23 protein-coding genes and 1 tRNA gene are annotated in these 18237 nt (G+C 65.4%); 3 read left to right on the top strand and 21 right to left on the bottom strand.

The window, feature by feature from the left end; all coding sequences use genetic code 11:
- Window positions 1-75: 75 nt before the first annotated feature.
- The 17 genes from OQZ28_RS01980 to OQZ28_RS01900 all read right to left on the bottom strand — a co-directional run bounded on the left by OQZ28_RS01980 (window position 76) and on the right by OQZ28_RS01900 (window position 14196).
- Entirely contained in the window at window positions 76-1746 is a 1671-nt protein-coding gene (locus tag OQZ28_RS01980; RefSeq protein ID WP_458134989.1) for an ArnT family glycosyltransferase, read from the bottom strand.
- Between the two features lie 12 nt (window positions 1747-1758).
- Window positions 1759-2514 (bottom strand): glycosyltransferase family 2 protein, encoded by a 756-nt coding sequence (locus OQZ28_RS01975; RefSeq protein WP_130730895.1) that lies wholly within the window; start codon window positions 2512-2514, stop codon window positions 1759-1761.
- 21 nt (window positions 2515-2535) lie between these two features.
- A complete protein-coding gene (locus tag OQZ28_RS01970; RefSeq protein WP_130730850.1) occupies window positions 2536-3030 on the bottom strand; it encodes a F0F1 ATP synthase subunit B family protein in 495 nt (164 codons plus the stop codon).
- 30 nt (window positions 3031-3060) lie between these two features.
- Entirely contained in the window at window positions 3061-3675 is a 615-nt protein-coding gene (locus OQZ28_RS01965) for a F0F1 ATP synthase subunit B family protein (protein ID WP_061275558.1), read from the bottom strand.
- Between the two features lie 16 nt (window positions 3676-3691).
- Window positions 3692-3916, bottom strand: a complete 225-nt coding sequence (locus tag OQZ28_RS01960; protein ID WP_003616715.1) for an ATP synthase subunit C family protein — start codon at window positions 3914-3916, stop codon at window positions 3692-3694.
- Between the two features lie 60 nt (window positions 3917-3976).
- Window positions 3977-4726, bottom strand: coding sequence for a F0F1 ATP synthase subunit A (locus OQZ28_RS01955; RefSeq protein WP_130730849.1), 750 nt, complete (start codon window positions 4724-4726; stop codon window positions 3977-3979).
- Window positions 4727-4738: 12 nt separating this feature from the next.
- Window positions 4739-5080, bottom strand: coding sequence for an AtpZ/AtpI family protein (locus OQZ28_RS01950; protein WP_130730848.1), 342 nt, complete (start codon window positions 5078-5080; stop codon window positions 4739-4741).
- Between the two features lie 123 nt (window positions 5081-5203).
- Entirely contained in the window at window positions 5204-5974 is a 771-nt protein-coding gene (locus OQZ28_RS01945) for a hypothetical protein (RefSeq protein WP_458134988.1), read from the bottom strand.
- A 96-nt stretch (window positions 5975-6070) separates the two neighbouring features.
- On the bottom strand, window positions 6071-7651 hold the full coding sequence (purH, locus tag OQZ28_RS01940; protein ID WP_458134987.1) for a bifunctional phosphoribosylaminoimidazolecarboxamide formyltransferase/IMP cyclohydrolase: 1581 nt from the start codon (window positions 7649-7651) through the stop codon (window positions 6071-6073).
- Between the two features lie 14 nt (window positions 7652-7665).
- A complete protein-coding gene (locus tag OQZ28_RS01935) occupies window positions 7666-7860 on the bottom strand; it encodes a hypothetical protein (RefSeq protein WP_458134986.1) in 195 nt (64 codons plus the stop codon).
- Between the two features lie 39 nt (window positions 7861-7899).
- Complete coding sequence (locus tag OQZ28_RS01930; protein ID WP_458134985.1) at window positions 7900-8709, bottom strand: aminotransferase class IV; 810 nt, start codon at window positions 8707-8709, stop codon at window positions 7900-7902.
- Complete coding sequence (locus tag OQZ28_RS01925; protein ID WP_458134984.1) at window positions 8706-10082, bottom strand: anthranilate synthase component I family protein; 1377 nt, start codon at window positions 10080-10082, stop codon at window positions 8706-8708. Before OQZ28_RS01925 ends, OQZ28_RS01930 begins: the two co-directional genes overlap by 4 nt.
- The gene (gene ptsP / locus OQZ28_RS01920; RefSeq protein WP_458134983.1) at window positions 10075-11913 is read right to left on the bottom strand and encodes a phosphoenolpyruvate--protein phosphotransferase; all 1839 of its coding nucleotides are present in this window, start codon (window positions 11911-11913) and stop codon (window positions 10075-10077) included. The genes OQZ28_RS01925 and ptsP overlap by 8 nt, the downstream gene beginning before the upstream one ends.
- The gene (locus tag OQZ28_RS01915) at window positions 11900-12199 is read right to left on the bottom strand and encodes an HPr family phosphocarrier protein (RefSeq protein ID WP_458134982.1); all 300 of its coding nucleotides are present in this window, start codon (window positions 12197-12199) and stop codon (window positions 11900-11902) included. The genes ptsP and OQZ28_RS01915 overlap by 14 nt, the downstream gene beginning before the upstream one ends.
- Window positions 12189-12650 carry a PTS sugar transporter subunit IIA gene (locus OQZ28_RS01910; protein ID WP_458134981.1) on the bottom strand — a complete coding sequence of 154 codons (462 nt, stop codon included), beginning with the start codon at window positions 12648-12650 and terminating at the stop codon, window positions 12189-12191. The genes OQZ28_RS01915 and OQZ28_RS01910 overlap by 11 nt, the downstream gene beginning before the upstream one ends.
- Complete coding sequence (rapZ, locus tag OQZ28_RS01905) at window positions 12647-13618, bottom strand: RNase adapter RapZ (RefSeq protein WP_458135022.1); 972 nt, start codon at window positions 13616-13618, stop codon at window positions 12647-12649. The genes OQZ28_RS01910 and rapZ overlap by 4 nt, the downstream gene beginning before the upstream one ends.
- Window positions 13619-13752: 134 nt before the next feature.
- The gene (locus tag OQZ28_RS01900) at window positions 13753-14196 is read right to left on the bottom strand and encodes an HPr kinase/phosphorylase (RefSeq protein WP_130730840.1); all 444 of its coding nucleotides are present in this window, start codon (window positions 14194-14196) and stop codon (window positions 13753-13755) included.
- A gap of 71 nt (window positions 14197-14267) precedes the next feature.
- On the opposite strand from OQZ28_RS01900, the gene OQZ28_RS01895 reads away from it, so the two are divergent.
- The gene (locus OQZ28_RS01895) at window positions 14268-14639 is read left to right on the top strand and encodes a RidA family protein (protein WP_458134980.1); all 372 of its coding nucleotides are present in this window, start codon (window positions 14268-14270) and stop codon (window positions 14637-14639) included.
- A gap of 51 nt (window positions 14640-14690) precedes the next feature.
- Here the strand turns inward: OQZ28_RS01895 and OQZ28_RS01890 are convergent.
- Window positions 14691-14766: transfer RNA gene (locus OQZ28_RS01890), tRNA-Ala, on the bottom strand.
- A 144-nt stretch (window positions 14767-14910) separates the two neighbouring features.
- Here OQZ28_RS01890 and OQZ28_RS01885 point away from each other — a divergent pair.
- A complete protein-coding gene (locus OQZ28_RS01885; RefSeq protein ID WP_458134979.1) occupies window positions 14911-15231 on the top strand; it encodes a YggT family protein in 321 nt (106 codons plus the stop codon).
- A gap of 92 nt (window positions 15232-15323) precedes the next feature.
- Window positions 15324-15761 carry a YjjA family protein gene (locus OQZ28_RS01880; protein WP_458134978.1) on the top strand — a complete coding sequence of 146 codons (438 nt, stop codon included), beginning with the start codon at window positions 15324-15326 and terminating at the stop codon, window positions 15759-15761.
- A gap of 30 nt (window positions 15762-15791) precedes the next feature.
- On the opposite strand, the gene hemJ is transcribed toward OQZ28_RS01880, so the two are convergent.
- The 3 genes from hemJ to hemE are packed head-to-tail and all read right to left on the bottom strand — an operon-like array spanning window position 15792 to window position 18012.
- Window positions 15792-16241, bottom strand: a complete 450-nt coding sequence (hemJ, locus tag OQZ28_RS01875) for a protoporphyrinogen oxidase HemJ (protein WP_130730837.1) — start codon at window positions 16239-16241, stop codon at window positions 15792-15794.
- Window positions 16234-16947, bottom strand: coding sequence for an HAD family hydrolase (locus OQZ28_RS01870; protein WP_458134977.1), 714 nt, complete (start codon window positions 16945-16947; stop codon window positions 16234-16236). Before OQZ28_RS01870 ends, hemJ begins: the two co-directional genes overlap by 8 nt.
- 3 nt (window positions 16948-16950) lie before the next feature.
- Window positions 16951-18012 (bottom strand): uroporphyrinogen decarboxylase, encoded by a 1062-nt coding sequence (hemE, locus tag OQZ28_RS01865; protein WP_458134976.1) that lies wholly within the window; start codon window positions 18010-18012, stop codon window positions 16951-16953.
- Between the last annotated feature and the right edge of the window lie 225 nt (window positions 18013-18237).

Raw genomic sequence — 18237 nt, 5'->3', positions numbered from 1 at the left:
GGTAAAGCCTTTTTCAAAAGGCTTTAAAGAACGCCGCCTTCTTGAAGAAAGGGGGCACCCGAAAACTTTTATCCTTTACGGCGCCACGGACGGCATCACCACATACAGCCCGATTTCCAGATGCTTGCCGGTTGAATAGTTCAGCCCCGTCTGCTGACCGAGTTCATGCAGGTCCAGGCCATCTTGCAGCGCGCGGGTGCTGAACGCCGCAAGCTCGCGCGCGCCCACCAGCACCATGCCGCATTTCTGGTTCTGCTGCAGGAAATCAGCCGCCGCCGTGGGCGTGATCAACCGGGTGTTTTCGCCAAGCAGAAAGACAAGGCTGGGTTCGGAATCCGATGTCGAGGCTACAATGCTCTCGCTTCCGCAGCGGCGATGGTCATCCACCATGGCGGCCAGCCGCGGGCTGAGCCATATGGTCTGCAGGCGCGGGATGACGGTTGTAAACAGCCCGACATGGATGATGACCGCTGCAGCAACCGCCGCCATGACCGCCCGCAACACCTCGCGGTGCAAAATGAGATAGGCCGACAGCCCCAGCACCGGCAGCGCCCCCACCGGGATCAACATGGCGGCGGGCGACACCGTGCCTTCCATGCGCCACAGCAGCACAGGCCCTGCAAAGGCCAGCACGGAACCGACCGTAAACCAGATCAGCGCATAGGCCGCGAGCAGGCCACGTGCCCACAAGGCGCGGGGCCATGCCCACTCCGTGGGAAAAGAGACCACGGCCGCAGCCGTGAGGATGGCAATGGCCGGATAGGTCGGCAGCACATAATGCGGCAGTTTGGTCGCGATGGCCTCGAACACCAGCCAGTGCGGCACGATCCAGCACAGCAGGTAGCGCACATGCGGCTGAAAACGCTGCGCCCACACAAAGGGCAGGCTCATGGCGGCAAAAAGCGAGCCGGGCCAGAAGGCAAGCGCAAACACGGCCAGATGATAGCCCGGCGGCAGGCCATGCGTTTCCTGCCCGCTCGCCACCTTGCCCAGAAAATTGCGCCCCACCGCGCGCGAGAAGAAATCACCATGGCTGATGACCCCGATGGCAATGCACCACGGCAGCACGATGGCCAGCATGAGCAGCCAGCCCCAGGCCGGGCGCAGACGGCGCCACCAGTCAATGCGCCGCTCCACCAGCGCCAGCGCCAGCGGCGTGCCAAAGCCGGGAATCAGCACCACCGGCCCCTTGAGCATGAGGCCACAGCCCAGCGCGATCCAGTATAACAGGGCTGCAGCCAGCGGCGTGGCCAGATCGCGCTCGCGGTCAAGATAGGCACGCAGCAGCCCGCATTGCGCCAGCAGCACGAACAACAGCAGGGTGGTATCAATCGTGGCCATGCGGCCTTCGGCGGTCATCAGCACCGAGACTGCCAGCAGGGCTGCCGCCAGCAGGCCACATTGCGGGCCGAACAGGGCCGCGCCAATCCATGCCGTGAGCACGGCAGCGGCCGTTACGGCCAGCAGCGACGGAATCCGGTAGGGCCACGTGGCGTGGCGGTCCTGCATGCCGGTCAGGCTTACGGCAGCCGCCTCCAGCCAGTAAATGCCGGCGGGCTGAAGGTAGCGGGGCTGATCAAGAAACCGCACATCGACATAATTGCCGCTGTGCAGCATCTGGGCCGTGGCTTCCATGTAGCGGGGTTCATCCCGGTCCAGCGGCGGCAGCGAGGCCCGCCCGGGCAGGAACAGGACAAACACGGACAGCGCCACAAAAACATAGTGGCGCAATGTCAGGCGCGTCATGGCACGGTCCCTTCAGCGTTCGGTAACGCGTTTCGGTATCCTGGCGCGGTTATTGAGCCACATGACACCCAGTATATCGCGGATGCCAACAATCGCCCGGTTGAGATTGGTGTATTTGGAGGAACCATGCAGCCGGTTACGGTGATGAACCGGCATGCACACCAGCGGCACGCCGCGCTGCCCCATCAGGGCAGGCAGGAAACGGTGCAGTCCCTCGAATTGTGGCAGCGGCAGGAAATCTTCCCGCCGGAAGGCCTTGAGCGAGGCCCCCGTATCGGGGCAGCCATCATCAAGCAGGCGGCGGCGCAGGCCATTGGCAAAACGCGAGGCCAGCCTGCGCGACAGGGTATCGCGCCGCTTGGTGCGCACACCCACCACCAGGGGCGCGCGCCCGCTGGCCTCCTGGCACAGCGCCATCATGTTGATGAAGTCGATGGGGTTATCCTGCCCATCGCCATCAAGCAGAATGACCCATTCCCCCCGCGCGGCTTCAACACCCGTACGCAGCCCGGCGGATTTGCCGTAGGCGGCCTCATGGCCGAGAATGCGCAGATGCGGCAGGATGCCATCACGCCTGACCGCTTCAAGCTCCGCCCCCGTGCCATCCGTGCTGCCATCATCCACAAAGATGATTTCAGCAGGGGGCAGGCGGTCGAGTACGGCCGCGATTTCCTCGCAGAGCGGGCGGATGTTGCCGCTCTCGTTCAGTACGGCAGCGATAATGGACAAAACGGGGCGTGAAGACGCCCCGTTATTGCTGTCCTGCATGGCGGGCGGCTGCAAAGGCAATCAGGCAGCGCGCTGGGAAAGGGCTGACGGCAGGTCGCCGATCGCCTTGTCGATGATCTTGGCATCAGCATCTGCGGGCAGGCTTGCAGCCAGCGTCTCGCGGGCGGCCTGGATGGCGATGTCAACAGCCGTCTCACGCACTTCGCGCAGGGCGGAACGCTCGGCTGATGTAATCCGGTCCTTGGCCATCTGCTCACGCCGCGCGGCAATATCCTCGGCGTCCTTACGGGCTTTTTCCGCAATGTTCGCAGCTTCGCGCAGGGAGTGCTCGACCAGTTCCTTGGCTTCGGCGAGTGCCGCCTCGCGGTCGCGCGTTGCGTCCTCCAGCATCTGCTCGGCCTCGCGGCGCAGGCGGGCTGCCTCATCAAGCTCGGCACGGATGCGCTCTGCCCGCCCGTCGAGCGCGCTCACCAGGGGTTTCCACAGTGAACGCCCGAACAGGACGAAAAACAGGACAAAGGCAACAGCCGACCAGAAACGGGGATCATGAAACATGATTATGACCTGTCTGTCTTGGGCAGCGGGTCAGAGACCACGTGCTGCCGCAGCAGAACCGACCTTTGCCGTCACGAAATCGGCCGGGGCGGCAATGCCAGATAACTGATTGATCAGCGTTTCCGCCGTGTTTGTGGAAATCTCGCGAACGGATGCCAGTGCCTGTGTCCGGGCCTGCGCGATGCGGGTCTCGGCATCACTGATCTCGGCGGCAAGGCGTGCGTTCATTTCCTCGGTCTGCCGGGCGGCGGCCAGGCGGGCCTCCTCGACAACCTTGTCCACATTGGCCTGTGCATCGGCCAGCGCCTTGCGGCGTGCGGCATGCAGGTCGGCCACGGCTTCATCAGCGCGGGTCTTGGCCTTGTGCGCGATGCCAAGGTCGGTCTCGATGGTCTGACGACGCAGCGAGAGAACCTTCTCCACCTTGGGCAGGGCCGAACGGCTCAGCAGCAGGTAGAGAACCAGAAAAATGCCAGCGCCCCATATCACCTGACCGATGACATAAGGATTGCCAAAATCAAGCTGGGGCATGCCCTCGGCGCGCGCGCCAGGGGCTGCCATGGCCATCAGCGGCAGAGCCAGCGCGGACGAAGCCAGGAAAGACTTCGCCCTTCGGATGTTGTTATACATCACGGCGCGCGCCATGTTCGCCTCCAGCGTATCAGACGAACAGGATCAGGAACGCGATCAGCAGCGCATAAAGGGCCACGGCTTCCGTCAGGGCGAAGCCCAGCATGCCAAGGCCGAACACGTGCGGGCGTGCGGACGGGTTGCGCGCGATGCTGCTGACCAGCGTAGAGAAGATGTTACCCAGGCCAATGCCAACGCCAGCGAGGGCGATAACGGCGATACCGGCACCAATTTCACGGGCTGCTGCGATATCCATGTCTTGTTTTCCTTGTTTCAGACGTTCTGGATTGAAATAGATGGAAGCGGGTGCGGCCTGTTAGTGGGCCACCGCCTCCCTCAGATAGATGCAGGTCAGGATTGCAAACACATAGGCCTGCAAGGCACCAACCAGCAATTCGAGTGCCATCAGCGCGATATTGATGACCACGGGACCAACGGCGATGATATCACCGAAGAAGCCCAGACCGGCCAGCATGATCGTGAAGGCGGCAAACATATCGAACATCACGTGACCCGCCACCATGTTGGCGAACAGACGGATCGACAGGCTCACGGGACGCGAAAGAAAAGAAAGGATCTCGATCGGGATCAGCAGCGGGGCCAGCGCCTTGGGCGCGCCCGCGGGCATGAAGTGGGCAAAGAACTTCGCCCCCTGCACCTTGAGCGATACGATGATCGAGAGACAGAACACCATCAGCGCCAGCGCCAGGGTCACGGCGATATGGCTGGTGAAGGCGAAGGAGAAAGGCAGCAGGCCAAGGTAGTTACCGGCCAGGATGAAGAAGAACAGCGTGAACACGAACGGGAAGAAGGCCTTGCCCTCCACGCCGATGGTGTCGACCGCCATGTTGTAGATGAAGTCGTAGCACATCTCGGCTGCGGCCTGAAGGCGACCCGGCACCACTGCAGCAGGGCGCATGCCCATGTACAGGAACGCCAGAACCAGCAAGGCGGCCACAATCATCATCATGGGGGACTGGCTGAACCGCAGGGATTCGCCCAATGCACCCAGAACTGGATGGAGCTCGAACTGACCGAGCGCGTCGATAGATGATCCGGCCGCCAACTTCGTTCTTCCCTATAACCGTCCGGGGCCGCCATCCGGCCCGTCTGCCTTAGTGCTTATGGCATCGGGCCTGACAAGACGCCAGACATTAAGTACACCTGCCACACCGCCAAGAAGCGAGAAGACGATGAGGAACCAGGGCTTTGTGCCCAGCCAGTGGTCAAGACCCCAGCCAATGCCAACCCCGACCACAAGAGCCGACACCAGTTCCGTTCCCGACCTGATGACCAGGCCCAGATCGGACATTGTCCCCCCCGTGTCGCGTTCAGCGGCCTTGCGGGGCTTCATGCGCTCGCGGGCCGCTTCCAGTCGCCGGTTGAAGGACTCGCCGGAAGGATCGTTATCCTTATCCACTTCTCGCACCTCCTTGAGGGTGCAGGCGGTAGCTAACGGGGCTGCAATAACCTGTCAAGCAAAGGGGGGCAAACAAAGCGGTTCCCCCGCATCTTTTTTGCCGGTCGTGCGTTTGGCGCACCTTTATTGCGCCGTGGCACTGCCCGGAATCACGTCATAACCCGCGCTGCCGGGAAAGGCGCCCGGCGGCGGCGCATCGGCGGGCTCGATGTGAATGGCCTGGTTCACGTCCGGCCCGATTTCACGCGCGTTGATGGCGGTGCCACGCTCGCCGCTCACGCCAATGCCGATGGCATGCAGGTTCGCACCCGGCCTGAGCCAGGCGGCAAGACGGGCGGCGTTGGCCTCACCCACATACACCACGCTGTGGTCGTGCATGATCGCACCCTGCACCTTGCCCTGCATGTCATAGAGCGGGGCGAGCACGGTGCCATCAACCGGCACGTCGGGGCCGATGGAGGGCGAATCATAAGGTGCCGGGGCCGTTGCGGGGCGCACATCGGCAATCCGCTGCCCGCGCGGGCCGGTTACGGCATAGGCCCGCACGATGGGGTGGCCAATGCCCTTGAGCCCGCTGATCGAGACCTGCTCACCGGGGCGGGCGATGGCGGGCATGTTCTCGCCAAGGTCCTGCGGGCAGAAAACCTGCGTGCCATCGGCCAGCAGCAGCCCTGCCACCTGCCCTGCCGGGCTGAGGATGTACTGCACGAGCTGCCCGCTGGTTACGGGCAGCGGGGCGAGGTCGAACACGGGGGCTATCTGCGTTGCGGCAGGGGGGGCGGCAGCAGGCTGCGCGCCCGTCTTGCCAGCCGCATGGGCACTACCCGCCGCCAGGCTGCCAGCAACAAGCACGCCCGCGAGCAGGCGGCAGGAGGAACGTCGATGAATGTCCATGCGGGTACCCGTCTTTCGTCTGTCTTGACCGGCACGCTGCCGGGCGTGCCATCTCATTCCATCCCCGCCCCGCAGACAAGGGGGCTTGACGACGGATCAGTGCCGGAAATGGCGCATACCTGTGAAGACCATGGCGATGCCTGCCCTGTCGGCGGCGGCGATCACCTCGTCATCACGGATCGAGCCGCCGGGCTGGATCACGGCGGTGGCCCCTGCTGCAATCGCGGCCTCAAGCCCGTCGGCAAACGGGAAGAACGCATCGGATGCCACGACGCTGCCCTGGGTCAGCGGGTGGTCGATCCCGGCTTCCTTCGCCGCATCGGCGCTCTTGGTCGCGGCGATGCGTGCGGAATCAACCCGGCTCATCTGGCCCGCGCCAATGCCCACCGTGCTCTGGTCCTTCACGTACACGATGGCGTTCGACTTGACGTGCTTGGCCACGCGGAAGGCGAAGATGAGGTCCGCCATCTCGGCGGGAGTGGGCGCGCGTTTGGTCACCACCTTCAGCGCATCAGGCGTGATGCGGCCGCTGTCACGCGTCTGGGCCAGGAAGCCGCCAGCTACCGAGCGCACCACCACGCCCCCGGCTGCGGGGTCCGGCAGGGCGCCGGTCAGCAGCAGGCGCAGGTTCTTCTTGCGCGACAGGATCTCGCGCGCTTCGGCCGTGGCGTCGGGAGCCACGATCACCTCGGTAAAGATGCCAGCGATGCGCGCCGCCGCTTCGGCTTCCAGCGTGCGGTTGAGTGCGACGATGCCGCCAAAGGCCGAGACCGGGTCGCAGCGCAGGGCGCGGTCCCAGGCTTCGGCCTGGGTGGGGGCGACAGCCACACCACACGGGTTGGCATGCTTGACGATGACAACGGCGGGCGCGTCAAATTCCGCCACCGCCTCAAACGCCGCATCGGTGTCGTTGATGTTGTTGTAGGACAGCGCCTTGCCCTGAATCTGCGTGGCCGTGGCCACACCGGGGCGGGTCGAGCCATCGGTGTAGAAGGCCGCCTTCTGGTGCGGGTTCTCGCCATAGCGCAGGCTTTCACGCTTTTCGCCCGCGATGACCATGCGCGGGGGCAGCACCTCGCCTTCCTGGCCTGCAAACCATGCGGCGATGGCGGCATCGTAAGCGGCGGTGCGGGCATAGGCTGCCCCTGCCAGCTTCGTGCGCTGGGCCAAATCCGTGCCGCCATTTTCCAGCGCGGTGATGATCTCGCCATACTGGGCGGGGTCGGTCACGATGGCCACGTGGGCATGGTTCTTGGCGGCGGCGCGGATCAGGGCGGGACCGCCGATATCGATGTTCTCGATGCAGTCCTCCGGCCCCGCGCCAGAGGCCACGGTGGCCTCGAACGGGTAGAGGTTGACGGCCACGAGGTCGATCGGGGCGATCTTGTGCTCTTCCATCTGCTGCACATGGGCAGGCAGGTCGCGCCGACCAAGGATGCCCCCATGCACCTGCGGCACCAGCGTCTTGACGCGGCCATCAAGAATTTCCGGGAAGCCGGTATGCTCGGACACGTCGCGCACGGCAATGCCGGCCTCGCGCAGGGCGCGGGCGGAGCCGCCGGTGGAAAGGATCTCGGCCCCGTGGGCGACAAGCGCGCGGGCCAGATCAAGCAGCCCCTTCTTGTCAGACACGGAAATCAGGGCACGCCGGACCGGCACGGTGGTGGGGGGGGTCATCTGCAAGTGACCTTTCACGCAAGCTGGAAATGAGCCAATGCGGGTTGGATTAGTCCAACCGCGCCGGAATGGGCAATAAGTGAAATGTTATGGCTGGCTTTCCCCGGCGCGGTTTGAAAAGTCCGCTTCTGAAACACCAGAAAGTTTTTGGTGACGCTTTTTTCAAAAAGCTTCGTAACGAACACCGCCTTTTTGAAAGAAGGCGACACCCGGAAACTTTTATCACTTTCCTTCAGACGGGCGCAAAATCAGCCATCAAGATGCGCCGCCAGCCCGGCCAGCAGGGCAGGCTGGCGCGGCAGTTCGTGGCCGTCAATTGCCACCACTTCCCGCGCGGAGAGGCTGTTCAGGGCAAAAACCGCCCCGGCGCCGCGCAGCATGGCAGGGCTGAGGCGGCTTTCGCGCAGCAGGCCTGCCGCCAGCAGCACGCCACGGGCAATGCCGGGCAAGGCGCCATCATGCACCGGGGGCGTCAGCGCTTCCCCCTCAATGATGGCGACAAGGGTGCTGGCGCTCGTCTCGGCCACATGCCCCGCCCGGTTGAGCAGCAGCGCATCATCCGCCCCCCGGCCTGCCGCCTCCATCCGTGCCAGGATGGAGGGCAGGTAGTTCAGGCTCTTGATGCGCGAAAGCACGCTCTCCTCATCGCGCCGGTGGCTGGCTGTCACCAGCCGCACGGGGGTTGCGGGTGGCAGGCTGGCGGTTGCGGTCAGCAGCACGGTGGGGCGCACCTCGGGCGGAGGCAGCAGCCCGCGCGGGCCGGGGCCACGGGTAAGCGTGAGCCGCAGCGCGCCATTCTGCACCCCACAGGCGGCCAGCAGGTCGGCCGCCGCCTGCGCAATCAGGCCCCTGTCGGGTGGCGGCAGCATGAGCACGCCAGCCCCATGCGCCAAGCGGTCCATATGAAGCGGGAAATGCCGGACCACGCCCCCCGCCACGCGCATGGTCTCGAACAGGCCATCACCCAGCAGCAGCCCCCGGTCCGCGGGGTCGATGCGGGCCTCGGCCTGATCGATGATGCGGCCATTGAGCCAGACGGGCAGGCCAGCAGGGGTCATGGCGTGTTTCCTTCACCTGGCTGCGGCCCGAACAGGGCCAGCAGGGCCGCGATTTTCAGCTGCATCTCACGGTATTCGCGCGCCGGGTCGGACTCCACGGTAATTCCGCCCCCTGCCGCCGCCGTAACGTGGTCGCGCGTGAACACCAGCGTGCGGATGATGACGGCGCTGTCCATCGCGCCATCGCAGCCGATCCGCACCACCGCGCCGCAATACGCCCCACGGGGCGAGGCCTCGAGCGTATCGATCACCTGCATGGCGCGGTGCTTGGGCGCGCCGGTTACCGAGCCGGGCGGCACGGTGGCGGCCAGCAGGTCACAGGCATCGCGCCCCGGCTCCAGCCGCCCGGTTATTTCGGATACCAGATGGTGCACATGCGCAAACTGCTCGACCGTAAAAAGTTCTGGCACCGCAATGCTGCCAAGCTGCGCCACGCGCCCGATATCGTTGCGCATGAGGTCAACGATCATCAGGTTCTCGGCCTGCTCCTTGGGGTCACGCCGCAGGGCATGGGCCAGGCGGGCGTCATCCTGCGCGGTGGCGCCACGCGGGGCCGTGCCCTTTATGGGCCGGGTGCTGACCCTCCCCGCCCCATCAAGGCTTAAAAAACGCTCGGGCGAGGCGCCGAGCAGCGCAAACCCGCCCTCACCCACCACAAACGCCCCGAACGGCGCGGGCGATGTGGCGCGCAACGTGCGATAGGCATCAACCGCCGAAAGCCCGGGCGGGCGGCTAGCCTGCATGCGCCCGGTAATGTTGACCTGAAACACTTCCCCCGCCGCGATCCGGGCCACGGCCTGCGCCACGGCGGCGCGATACGCCTCCTCCTCCTGGTCGGGCCGGAAACACAGCACGGGCAGGGGGGTGGGTTTGGCGGCCGGGCCAATCGCCGCCCACTGCGCGGCCAGATGCGCCGCGCGCGCGGCATCAAGCCCCGTGCCCGCCAGCCAGGCGCGGCCCGTCTCGCGATCAAGCACGAAGGCATGGTCATACAGGCCGAAAGCGGCTTCGGGCCCATCATCCCCTGCCTCATGGCGCGTGCCGACGCCTTCCATGCGCTGGCCCGCGCCATAGCCGATAAAGCCGACAGCCCCCCCGGCAAAAGGCACCTCGGGCGGGCAGCCGCCACCCGGCACGCACTGCCGCAGCAGGTGGGGCAGGTCATGCGCCACCTGCGTGCCATCCAGCCAGCACGCGCCATCGCGCTGCTCGATCCAGTGGGTGGGATCGCGGCAGATGATGGTCCAGCGCGCACGGGGGCCGACGGGGCCGCCACTGTCAAGGCAGGCAAAACCCGGGCAGTCGCCCCATGCGGCCAGCACGTCATCCACATGCCGCCAGGCCACGGGCAGGCAGGGGGTGGGACTAGCCATCTCCGGGGTGTCGCAGGGTGGCGGCATAGGCCATCAGCATGGCGCTGACTTCCGGCCCGTCGGCCGCTTCAAGCGCGCGGCAGGCCATGCGGCGGCAGTCATCCATCGCTGCCGCCCGCACCGCGCGCTTGACGCGTGGCACGGCGGAAGCATGCATGGAAAACGACCGCACCCCCAGCCCCACCAGCAGCGGCACGGCCAGCGGGTCGGATGCCATCTCGCCACACAGCGAGACCGGCCTGCGCTGGCGCAGCCCCGCATCGGCGGCAAGGCGCACAAGCCGCAGCACGGCGGGGTGCAGCGGGTCATACAGCCCTGCCGCATCCGTCGCCGCCCGGTCCGCCGCCAGGGTGTACATGGTCAGGTCATTGGTGCCGATGGCGAGGAACTCGGCCTCCTGCGCCAGCACATCGGCCATGAGGGCGGCGGCTGGCGTTTCGATCATGATGCCAAGCGGCGGCAGCGGGTCGGGTATGTCCCCCCCCCTGCGCCGCAGCCTGCGCCCCACGCGGACATAGGTTTCACGTGCCTCATGCAGTTCCGCCGGGCTCGACACCATGGGCAGCAGCACCCGCACCGGCCCCGCGGTGGCCGCGCGCAAAATGGCGGCGAACTGCGTTTCAAGCAGGGCGCGGTGGCGCAAAAGCAGCCTGATGCCGCGCAGGCCCAAAGCCGGATTGACATCGCTGCCCGCGCCAATGCCCGCCTGCGTCAGGGCATCGCTGTTCTTCTCGCTGCCCCAGTCCACCACGCGGATCGTGACCGGATCGCCCGCCATGGCCTCGACAAGGGGGCGGTAAAGCGCTTCCTGCCGGGCTTCATCGGGCAGGGTCTCGGCATTCATGAACAGGAACTCGCTGCGCAGCAGCCCGATGCCGGCGGCACCTGACTGCGCGATCATGGGCAGTTCGGCCGGAATTTCCAGATTGGCCTGCAATGTCAGCACCTCCCCGCTCGACAGGCGGGCAGGCAGGCGGCGCAGGCGGCCAAGCGCCTGGCGTTCACGCGCATAGGCCGCCACCTCCACCCGGGCTGCCGCCGCCGTGCGGGTGGAAGGCCGGATGATGACATGCCCGGTCGTGCCATCCACCACCAGCCGCGTGCGCCGCCCTATCTGCGCCAGCAGGCCGTGGGTGGCCAGCACGGCGGGGATGCCAAGGGCACGCAGCAGGATGGCGGTATGACCAGTGCTGCCGCCTTCCTCCGTTACCACGGCGGCAATGCGCGAGGGGTCGATCAGGGCGGCATCGGCAGGGCGCAACTGCTCGGCCACAAGGATCGCGCCATCGGGAATGGTGGAAAACGACCGGTAGGGCGTGCCGCTGAGGTTGCGCACCAGCCTGCGCCCGATCTCACGGAACTCGCCCGCCCGCCGCCGTGCCGCCACCGCATCCTCGCCCTCGGGCGCGGGGCGGCCGGGCGGGTTGAGCATGAAGGCGGCCAGGGCCTCGGTCTCGAGCTGCACCGCAGCCTCGGCCAGCATGCCATGGCCAAGCCGCGCCTCGATGCCGCGCCGCAGGCGCGAGGGGCCGAGCATGCGGCGATAGACTTCAAGCAGGGAGCCGATTTCCACCTGCCCATCCTCAGGCAGCAGGGCCAGGCGATCATGCAGCCGGCGCAGCTGGGCGGTGGAGCGGGTGATGGCCTCATGCAGGCGGGCGCGCTCATGGGCGGGATCACAGTCGCGCCGCGTGGTGTCGATGGGCGGCAGGGCGGGATCATGCGCGATGGCGGCATAACCAATGGCCACGCCTGATGAAACGGGCTGGCCTTCAAGCCGCACCTCACCGGGGCGGGGGCGACGGGAGGTGCTGCGTTCAGTCGTCTTCATCAAAACCGGCCCCGACCAGCCGCACGAGGGCCGCGAGTGCCGGTTCCGCCTGCGGGCCGTGGGCCGTGATGTCGATTGTCTCGCCTTTTCCGGCCCCCAGCATCATGAGCCCCATGATGGAGTGTCCTGAAACCGTCATGCCCGCATGGGTCACGTCGATGGTGGCATCGAATTTTTCCGCCACCGTGACGAATTTGGCCGCCGCCCGCGCATGCAGCCCACGCTGGTTGACAATGCCCACATCCGCCCGCCGGGGTGGCTCCTGCGCCACGGGTTCAGCCCCCATGGCCCGCAACGCTGTCCGTCGCCTCGCCCACGCAGGCCCCCACGCCCGACAGGCAGGCAGGCGGCAGGTGCGAGGCAACCGAAATATAGCGCCTGCCCGCCTCTTCCGCGCCACGCAGGCAGTCCTGCAGGCCCACCTGGCCGCGCATCTGCGCCAGCTTGACCAGCATGGGCATGTTGACGCCGGCCAGCACCTCCACGCGGTTGTTCTCCAGCACGGAAATCGCGACATTGGACGGCGTGCTGCCGAACATGTCGGTCAGCAGGATCACGCCCTGCCCGCTATCGACCGAGTCGATGGCCTGGCGCAGCGCCGCGTGGCAGGTGCCGGGCAGCGAGGCCGCCGTGACATTGAACACCGTGGCCTGCGCCTGCGGGCCCACCACATGTTCGAGTTCCGCCTTCAGGGTCTCGCCCAGAACGCCATGCATCACGAATACAAGACCGATCATTGCGGGTCCGTGTGCTCCGTTGGTTCAGTCAGCCCGCGCGGGCGGTTGGCCCAGCGCCAGCTGCTGCGACCCTGGCGGGCCAGTTCACGGTGCATGATCACGACGGGCCATGCATCCTGGGGGTGGGCACTGTCGGCACGCTGCGCCAGCCGCCGCGCAAGTGCCTCGACAAGGGTAACCGAGCGGTGCCGACCGCCCGAGCAGCCAATGGCGATGGTGGCGTATTTCTTGCCCTCGCGCACGAAGCGCGGCAGCACGAGCTCGAGCAGGCTGGCCATGCGGTCGAGGAATTCGGCGTAATCGGGGTCATTGGCCACGTAATCCGCCACGGCCGCATCAAGCCCGGTCATGGCCGACAGGGCGGGGTCGTAATACGGATTGGTGAGGAAGCGGGCATCGAACACCATGTCCGCCTCGCGCGGGAGGCCGGCGGGAAAGGCAAACGACATCAGTGCGACGGTCAGCCCGTCGAGGCCGCCTGCCGACCATTCGCCAAACCGCGCCTCGACAAGCTGGCGCAGCTCGGGCGGGGGCAGGTCGGAGGTGTCGATCACCACATCGGCGGCCTCGCGCAGGGGGGAGGTGAGGCGGATCTCGGCCTCGATCCCTTCCTTGACCGTGCCGTGCACGGCCTGCGGGTGGCGCCTGCGGGTGGCGGTATAGCGGCGGAGCAGCACGCTTTCCTCCGCCGTGGCATAGATCAGCTCGGCATTGAGGGCGGGGTTGACGCGCAGGCGGGCCAGGGCTGCCAGCACGGCGGAGGCATCGAAGCCGCGCGTGCGCGAATCCACGCCAATGGCCACCGGGCGCTCGGCACGGGCCACGATTTCATCGAGCATGCCCAGCGGCGGATTGTCGATCACCTCATGCCCCAGATCCTCCAGAATGCGCAGAATCGAGGATTTGCCTGCCCCGGACAGGCCGGTCACAAGCAGGATGCGACGGGGGAGAGGTGTGTCTTCATGCATGGTGTCAGTCACGCAAAACCCTGACTTCTCTCAGCCATTTGCCGGATGACAGATCGCTGTATCATGGCGGGATCGAAACCTTTTCCTGAACCCATTCTCCCCCGAAAGGGCAATCATGGAAAGTGGCAGCCGCATCACATCTGTCTTTCATCCAGCAATTGGCTGCGTCCGGCAACACAGTCAAGGATCAGCCCCACGCGCGCCACGGCCGAGGGCCGGGCCGGGTCGAGGCGGAACGCGGGCACGCCGGTCAGCGCATCGGGTTCGGGGGCCGGTGGCAGGCGGGGGGCATGATCGGGCGGCGTCACCAGCCGTGCAAGGGCTGCCACCCGCACCCGCTCCTGCCACGCCATGCGGATGATGCCGATGCCACGCACCTCGAGCAACCCCGCAAGGGCAGCGGGCGGGCTCGCCCACCCGGCGCGCAGGCAGACCTGGTCATCGGCCACGAGGGCATAGCCCGCATCGATCAGGCGCAGCAGCAGGTCCGACTTGCCCGCCCCCGATGGCCCCATGAGCAGAATGCCCTGCGCACCGCGCGCGGCACAGGAGGCATGGATGTGGAGCGGCGCGTTCATGACCGTGCTTTACCGGACAGGGCGTTGTTTCGGGAAAGGAAAAATTTTTATGGACAAAACATGGCGACTTCATGATTCTTTTACAGATGGAAGAAAACACGTCGTTGCGCCCGCAGCCTGAACTTCACCTCCGGCACCTGACCGGGATCAACGCACAGACCGGTGACTTCTCCCCTGAACTGTTCGGCCAGATCCGCCAGGCGCTCATGACAGGCATGGACCAGCTGGCCAGTCAGGGCCTGGGGGCGGAGAACGTCACGCGCATCATCTTCATGCTGCACGACACGGCAGGATTTGCCGCCTGTTTCCCGCTCCTCAATGACCTGTTTGGCCGCACCTGCCCGGCCACCACGCTGCGGCTGGTCAAGGCGTTTGAACAGCCGGGCCAGCTTGCCGAGATCGAACTGGTGGCCGCAACCGCGCCGGGCGACACGGAAGGCTGAAAGGCACCGGCCCGAAGGGCGTGCCGTCATTTTCATGAAAGAGGGGGATCGTGGTGGAGCTGAGGGGAATCGAACCCCTGACCTCCTCATTGCGAACGAGGCGCTCTCCCATCTGAGCTACAGCCCCACAATCCTCGCGCGATAGATAACCTGCAACCGGCGCAAGTCAAGGCCAAATTTTTGGTCATATATAATTTCAGGCAATGGGCTGGCGGTTCACGGCGGTTGTATGCGCCCCGTGACAACACTAGATTCCGGTGTGTCGTCCCCTATGAAAGTTGGCCCGTTGATCTCCATAATCTTTAACCTGCTGGCTGAACTGATACAGCTTTACACCTATGTGGTGCTGGTCTCGTGCCTGTTCAGCTTCCTGCTGGCCTTCGGCATTCTCGACCAGCGTAACCAGGTCGTGTGGAATATCGGTAATTTCCTGTACCGCATGACCGAACCTGTGCTGCGCCCGATCCGCAGCGTGCTGCCCAATTTTGGCAATATGGATTTCAGCCCGCTGGTACTGCTGCTGCTGATCCAGTACCTGGCGCTGCCGCTTCTGTGGCAGGTACGTTACATGCTGCTCACGGCCCTGAGTTAAGCGGACTATCCCCGCCGCCGCCGTGCGGCTTATAGTAAGAGCACGGGCCCTGCTTTTTTACTCGGACCGCATTTTCAGGAGTTGATATTCACATGAAAAAATCGAACCGTTTCCTGGCACTTCTCGCTGCCCTGCCCCTGACCGCAGTCCTCGCGGCCGCGCCGGCACATGCGGAAGGCTTTGGCGGGCTCGGCGGCCTGGGTGGCGACGCATCGAACCTGCTGTCGGGCAGTGGCATGAGCGTGCCCTCCGTTTCCTCGCTCGCGCCTTCCAACGTCACGGGCCTGCTGAGCTACTGCGTGCAGAACAACTACCTGCAGGGCAACAGCCCCACCACCCTGCTGTCCTCGCTCAAGCAGAAGGCCGGGCTTGATACCTCGGGCAGCCAGTATTCAAACGGCCAGAACGGCATTCTTGATACCGGCAATGGCAACACCTTCTCGCTGGCCTCGCTGAAGGGCAACCTCAAGCAGAAGGTGACCACCAAGGTCTGCAACGCCGTGCTCAAGCAGGGCAAGTCGCTGCTCTGATCCACGACTGACAGGGTCCGCCCAACCGGTTCAGAACGGGCGGACCACCACCATGATGACGATGACCATCATCAGCACGGTCGGCACTTCATTGGCCATGCGATAGAAGCGTTCGGGCCGCGTATTGCGGTCATGGGCGAAGTCACGCCGCCACCGCCCGCACGCCCCCTGAAAGCCCGCCATGGCGAGCACGCAGGCCAGCTTGACCACCCACCACCCGGAATGCCAGTCGATCAGCCCCGGTATGGCGGCCAGCAGCCCGCCAAACACGAACGTGCTGATCATGGCAGGCGCCATGATGAAGCGCAGCAGCTTGTATTCCATCACCTTGAAGCGCGCTGATTCCGGTGAGCCGGCCACCACCTGGCAGTGATAGACAAACAGGCGCGGCAGATAGAACAGCCCCGCCATCCACGCAATGAATGACATGATGTGGAACGCCTTGAGCCACAGCATGAAGGGAATGAGGAAGCTACCCATTCACGCGGCCCGCCTGCTTCTGGCTGGCCAGGATGCGGCCGAGCAGCGGCACGAATTCATCCAGATGCGCGATCCGCAGCAGTCCCGGCCATGCGGGCGCAGGCAGGTCGGGCGCGCGCAGCAGCACGCAGCCCATGCCGGCAGCCTGGGCCGCACGGGCGCCGGTATCGGTATCTTCCAGAACGATGCAGCATTCCGGCGGCACGCCCTGCGCCTTTGCTGCCGCCAGATAGACCGCCGGGTCCGGCTTGGGCTGGCCCATGTCGCGCGCGGAATGGATGTTGGCGGGCGCAATCAGTGCATCGAGCCCGGTGCGGCCGAATTTGGCCTCCATTTCCTCTACCGATGAGTTGGAGCCAATACGGTAGGGCAGCCCCAGCTTTGTCACGCCACGCAGCATGGCGGGCGCGCCCTCGATGGTTTCCGCCTCATCGCGCATGAGGGTGACGAGGTTGCGCTGCATCCGGGCGGGCCAGTCAGCAGGCAGGCTGATGCCCTCCGCATCCTCGATCTCGTGCTTGAGCGCGGTCAGGGCGTGGCCTGCAAAGCGGTGCACGGCCTCTTCATCGCTGATCTTGGGGCCATAATCGCGCAGGGTGCGGGCGATCATGCGGCATGACGGGCCTTCGCTATCGATCAGCACGCCATCACAATCAAAAATGACCAGCCTGAGCGCGCCATCAGGACGCAGGGCGGAGGGCAGCATGGCTCAGACCTCCCTGATGGTCTTGATCAGGTCGCCCACATGCTCGGGTGGCGTGGTGGGAATGACACCGTGGCCAAGGTTGAACACATGCGGGCGGCCCTTCATGGCATCGCGGATGGCCCGCGCCTCGGTGCACATGCCTTCGCCGCCAGCGAGGACGCGGATCGGGTCGAGATTGCCCTGCAGCACAAGTGTGCCGGGCACCTTGTCGGCCACGGCCTTCATGTCCGCCCCGGTATCGAGCGCCATCGCGTTCACGCCGGTTTCACGGCCATATTCAACCGCCATCAGCCCCGCCAGCCGGGGGAAGCCGATGACCGGCACGCCAGGATGGCGGGCATTGATGATGGCGGTGATGCGCTTTGCCGGTTCAATCACATGCTTGCGGAACTGCGAGGGCGGCAGCAGGCCCGACCAGCTGTCGAACAGCATGACCGCTTCGGCCCCGGCCTCGATCTGGGCGCACAGCATATCCGCCGTTGAGGTGGTGAGCAGATCGATCAGCCGGTCAAAGAACGCGGGATCGGTATAGGCGAGTTTGCGGGTTTCCTCGAACTCACGCGAGCCATGGCCTTCCACCATGTAGCACGCCACCGTAAACGGCGCGCCCGCGAAACCGATCAGTGTCACCTGCCCCGGTCGTGCAGGGCCAATCGCATCCGGACCATCGACAATGGCCCGCAGCCTGCGCAGTGCCTGCATGACCGGTTCGACCGCCTGCGCCACCCTGCCCGGGTCAAGCCGGTCGAGATCGGCCTGCGAGCGCACGGCCCCCAGGACGGGGCCACGGCCTTGCACGAATTCCAGCGACTGCCCCATGGCCCAGGGCAGGATCAGGATATCGGAAAACAGGATGGCCCCATCCATGCCGAAACGGCGGATGGGCTGGAGCGTGATCTCGACCGCCATGTCGGGGGTCATGCAGCGTGTTATGAAATCAGCCTTTTCACGCAGGGCCCGGAATTCCGGGAGGAACCGGCCCGCCTGCCGCATCAGCCATACCGGAGGGGGCCAGGTCGCCTCTCCCATCAGGGTGGCGAGCAGGGGTTTGCGTGTATCTGTCATCGATCCGTCGTTCTGTTTCGTTGTGGCCGGACTATCTCGTACTTTCGAGCCGACGGATAGCGGGCAGGACGCACCGCGCGCGCCCCTTTCAAAACAATAAAAGAAAAGAGAAAGAAATTTGTTGATGTGCTTTTAGTGCTGTGGATCACGGGGTACCCATGTTTCCGAAAATGTACCCCGTTTTCCCCACAGTGTGTACCGTTTCCGACTCCAAGGATTCCCACG

The organism is Komagataeibacter sp. NFXK3, assembly GCF_054182245.1.
This window is presented reverse-complemented; position numbering and strand designations above follow the sequence as displayed.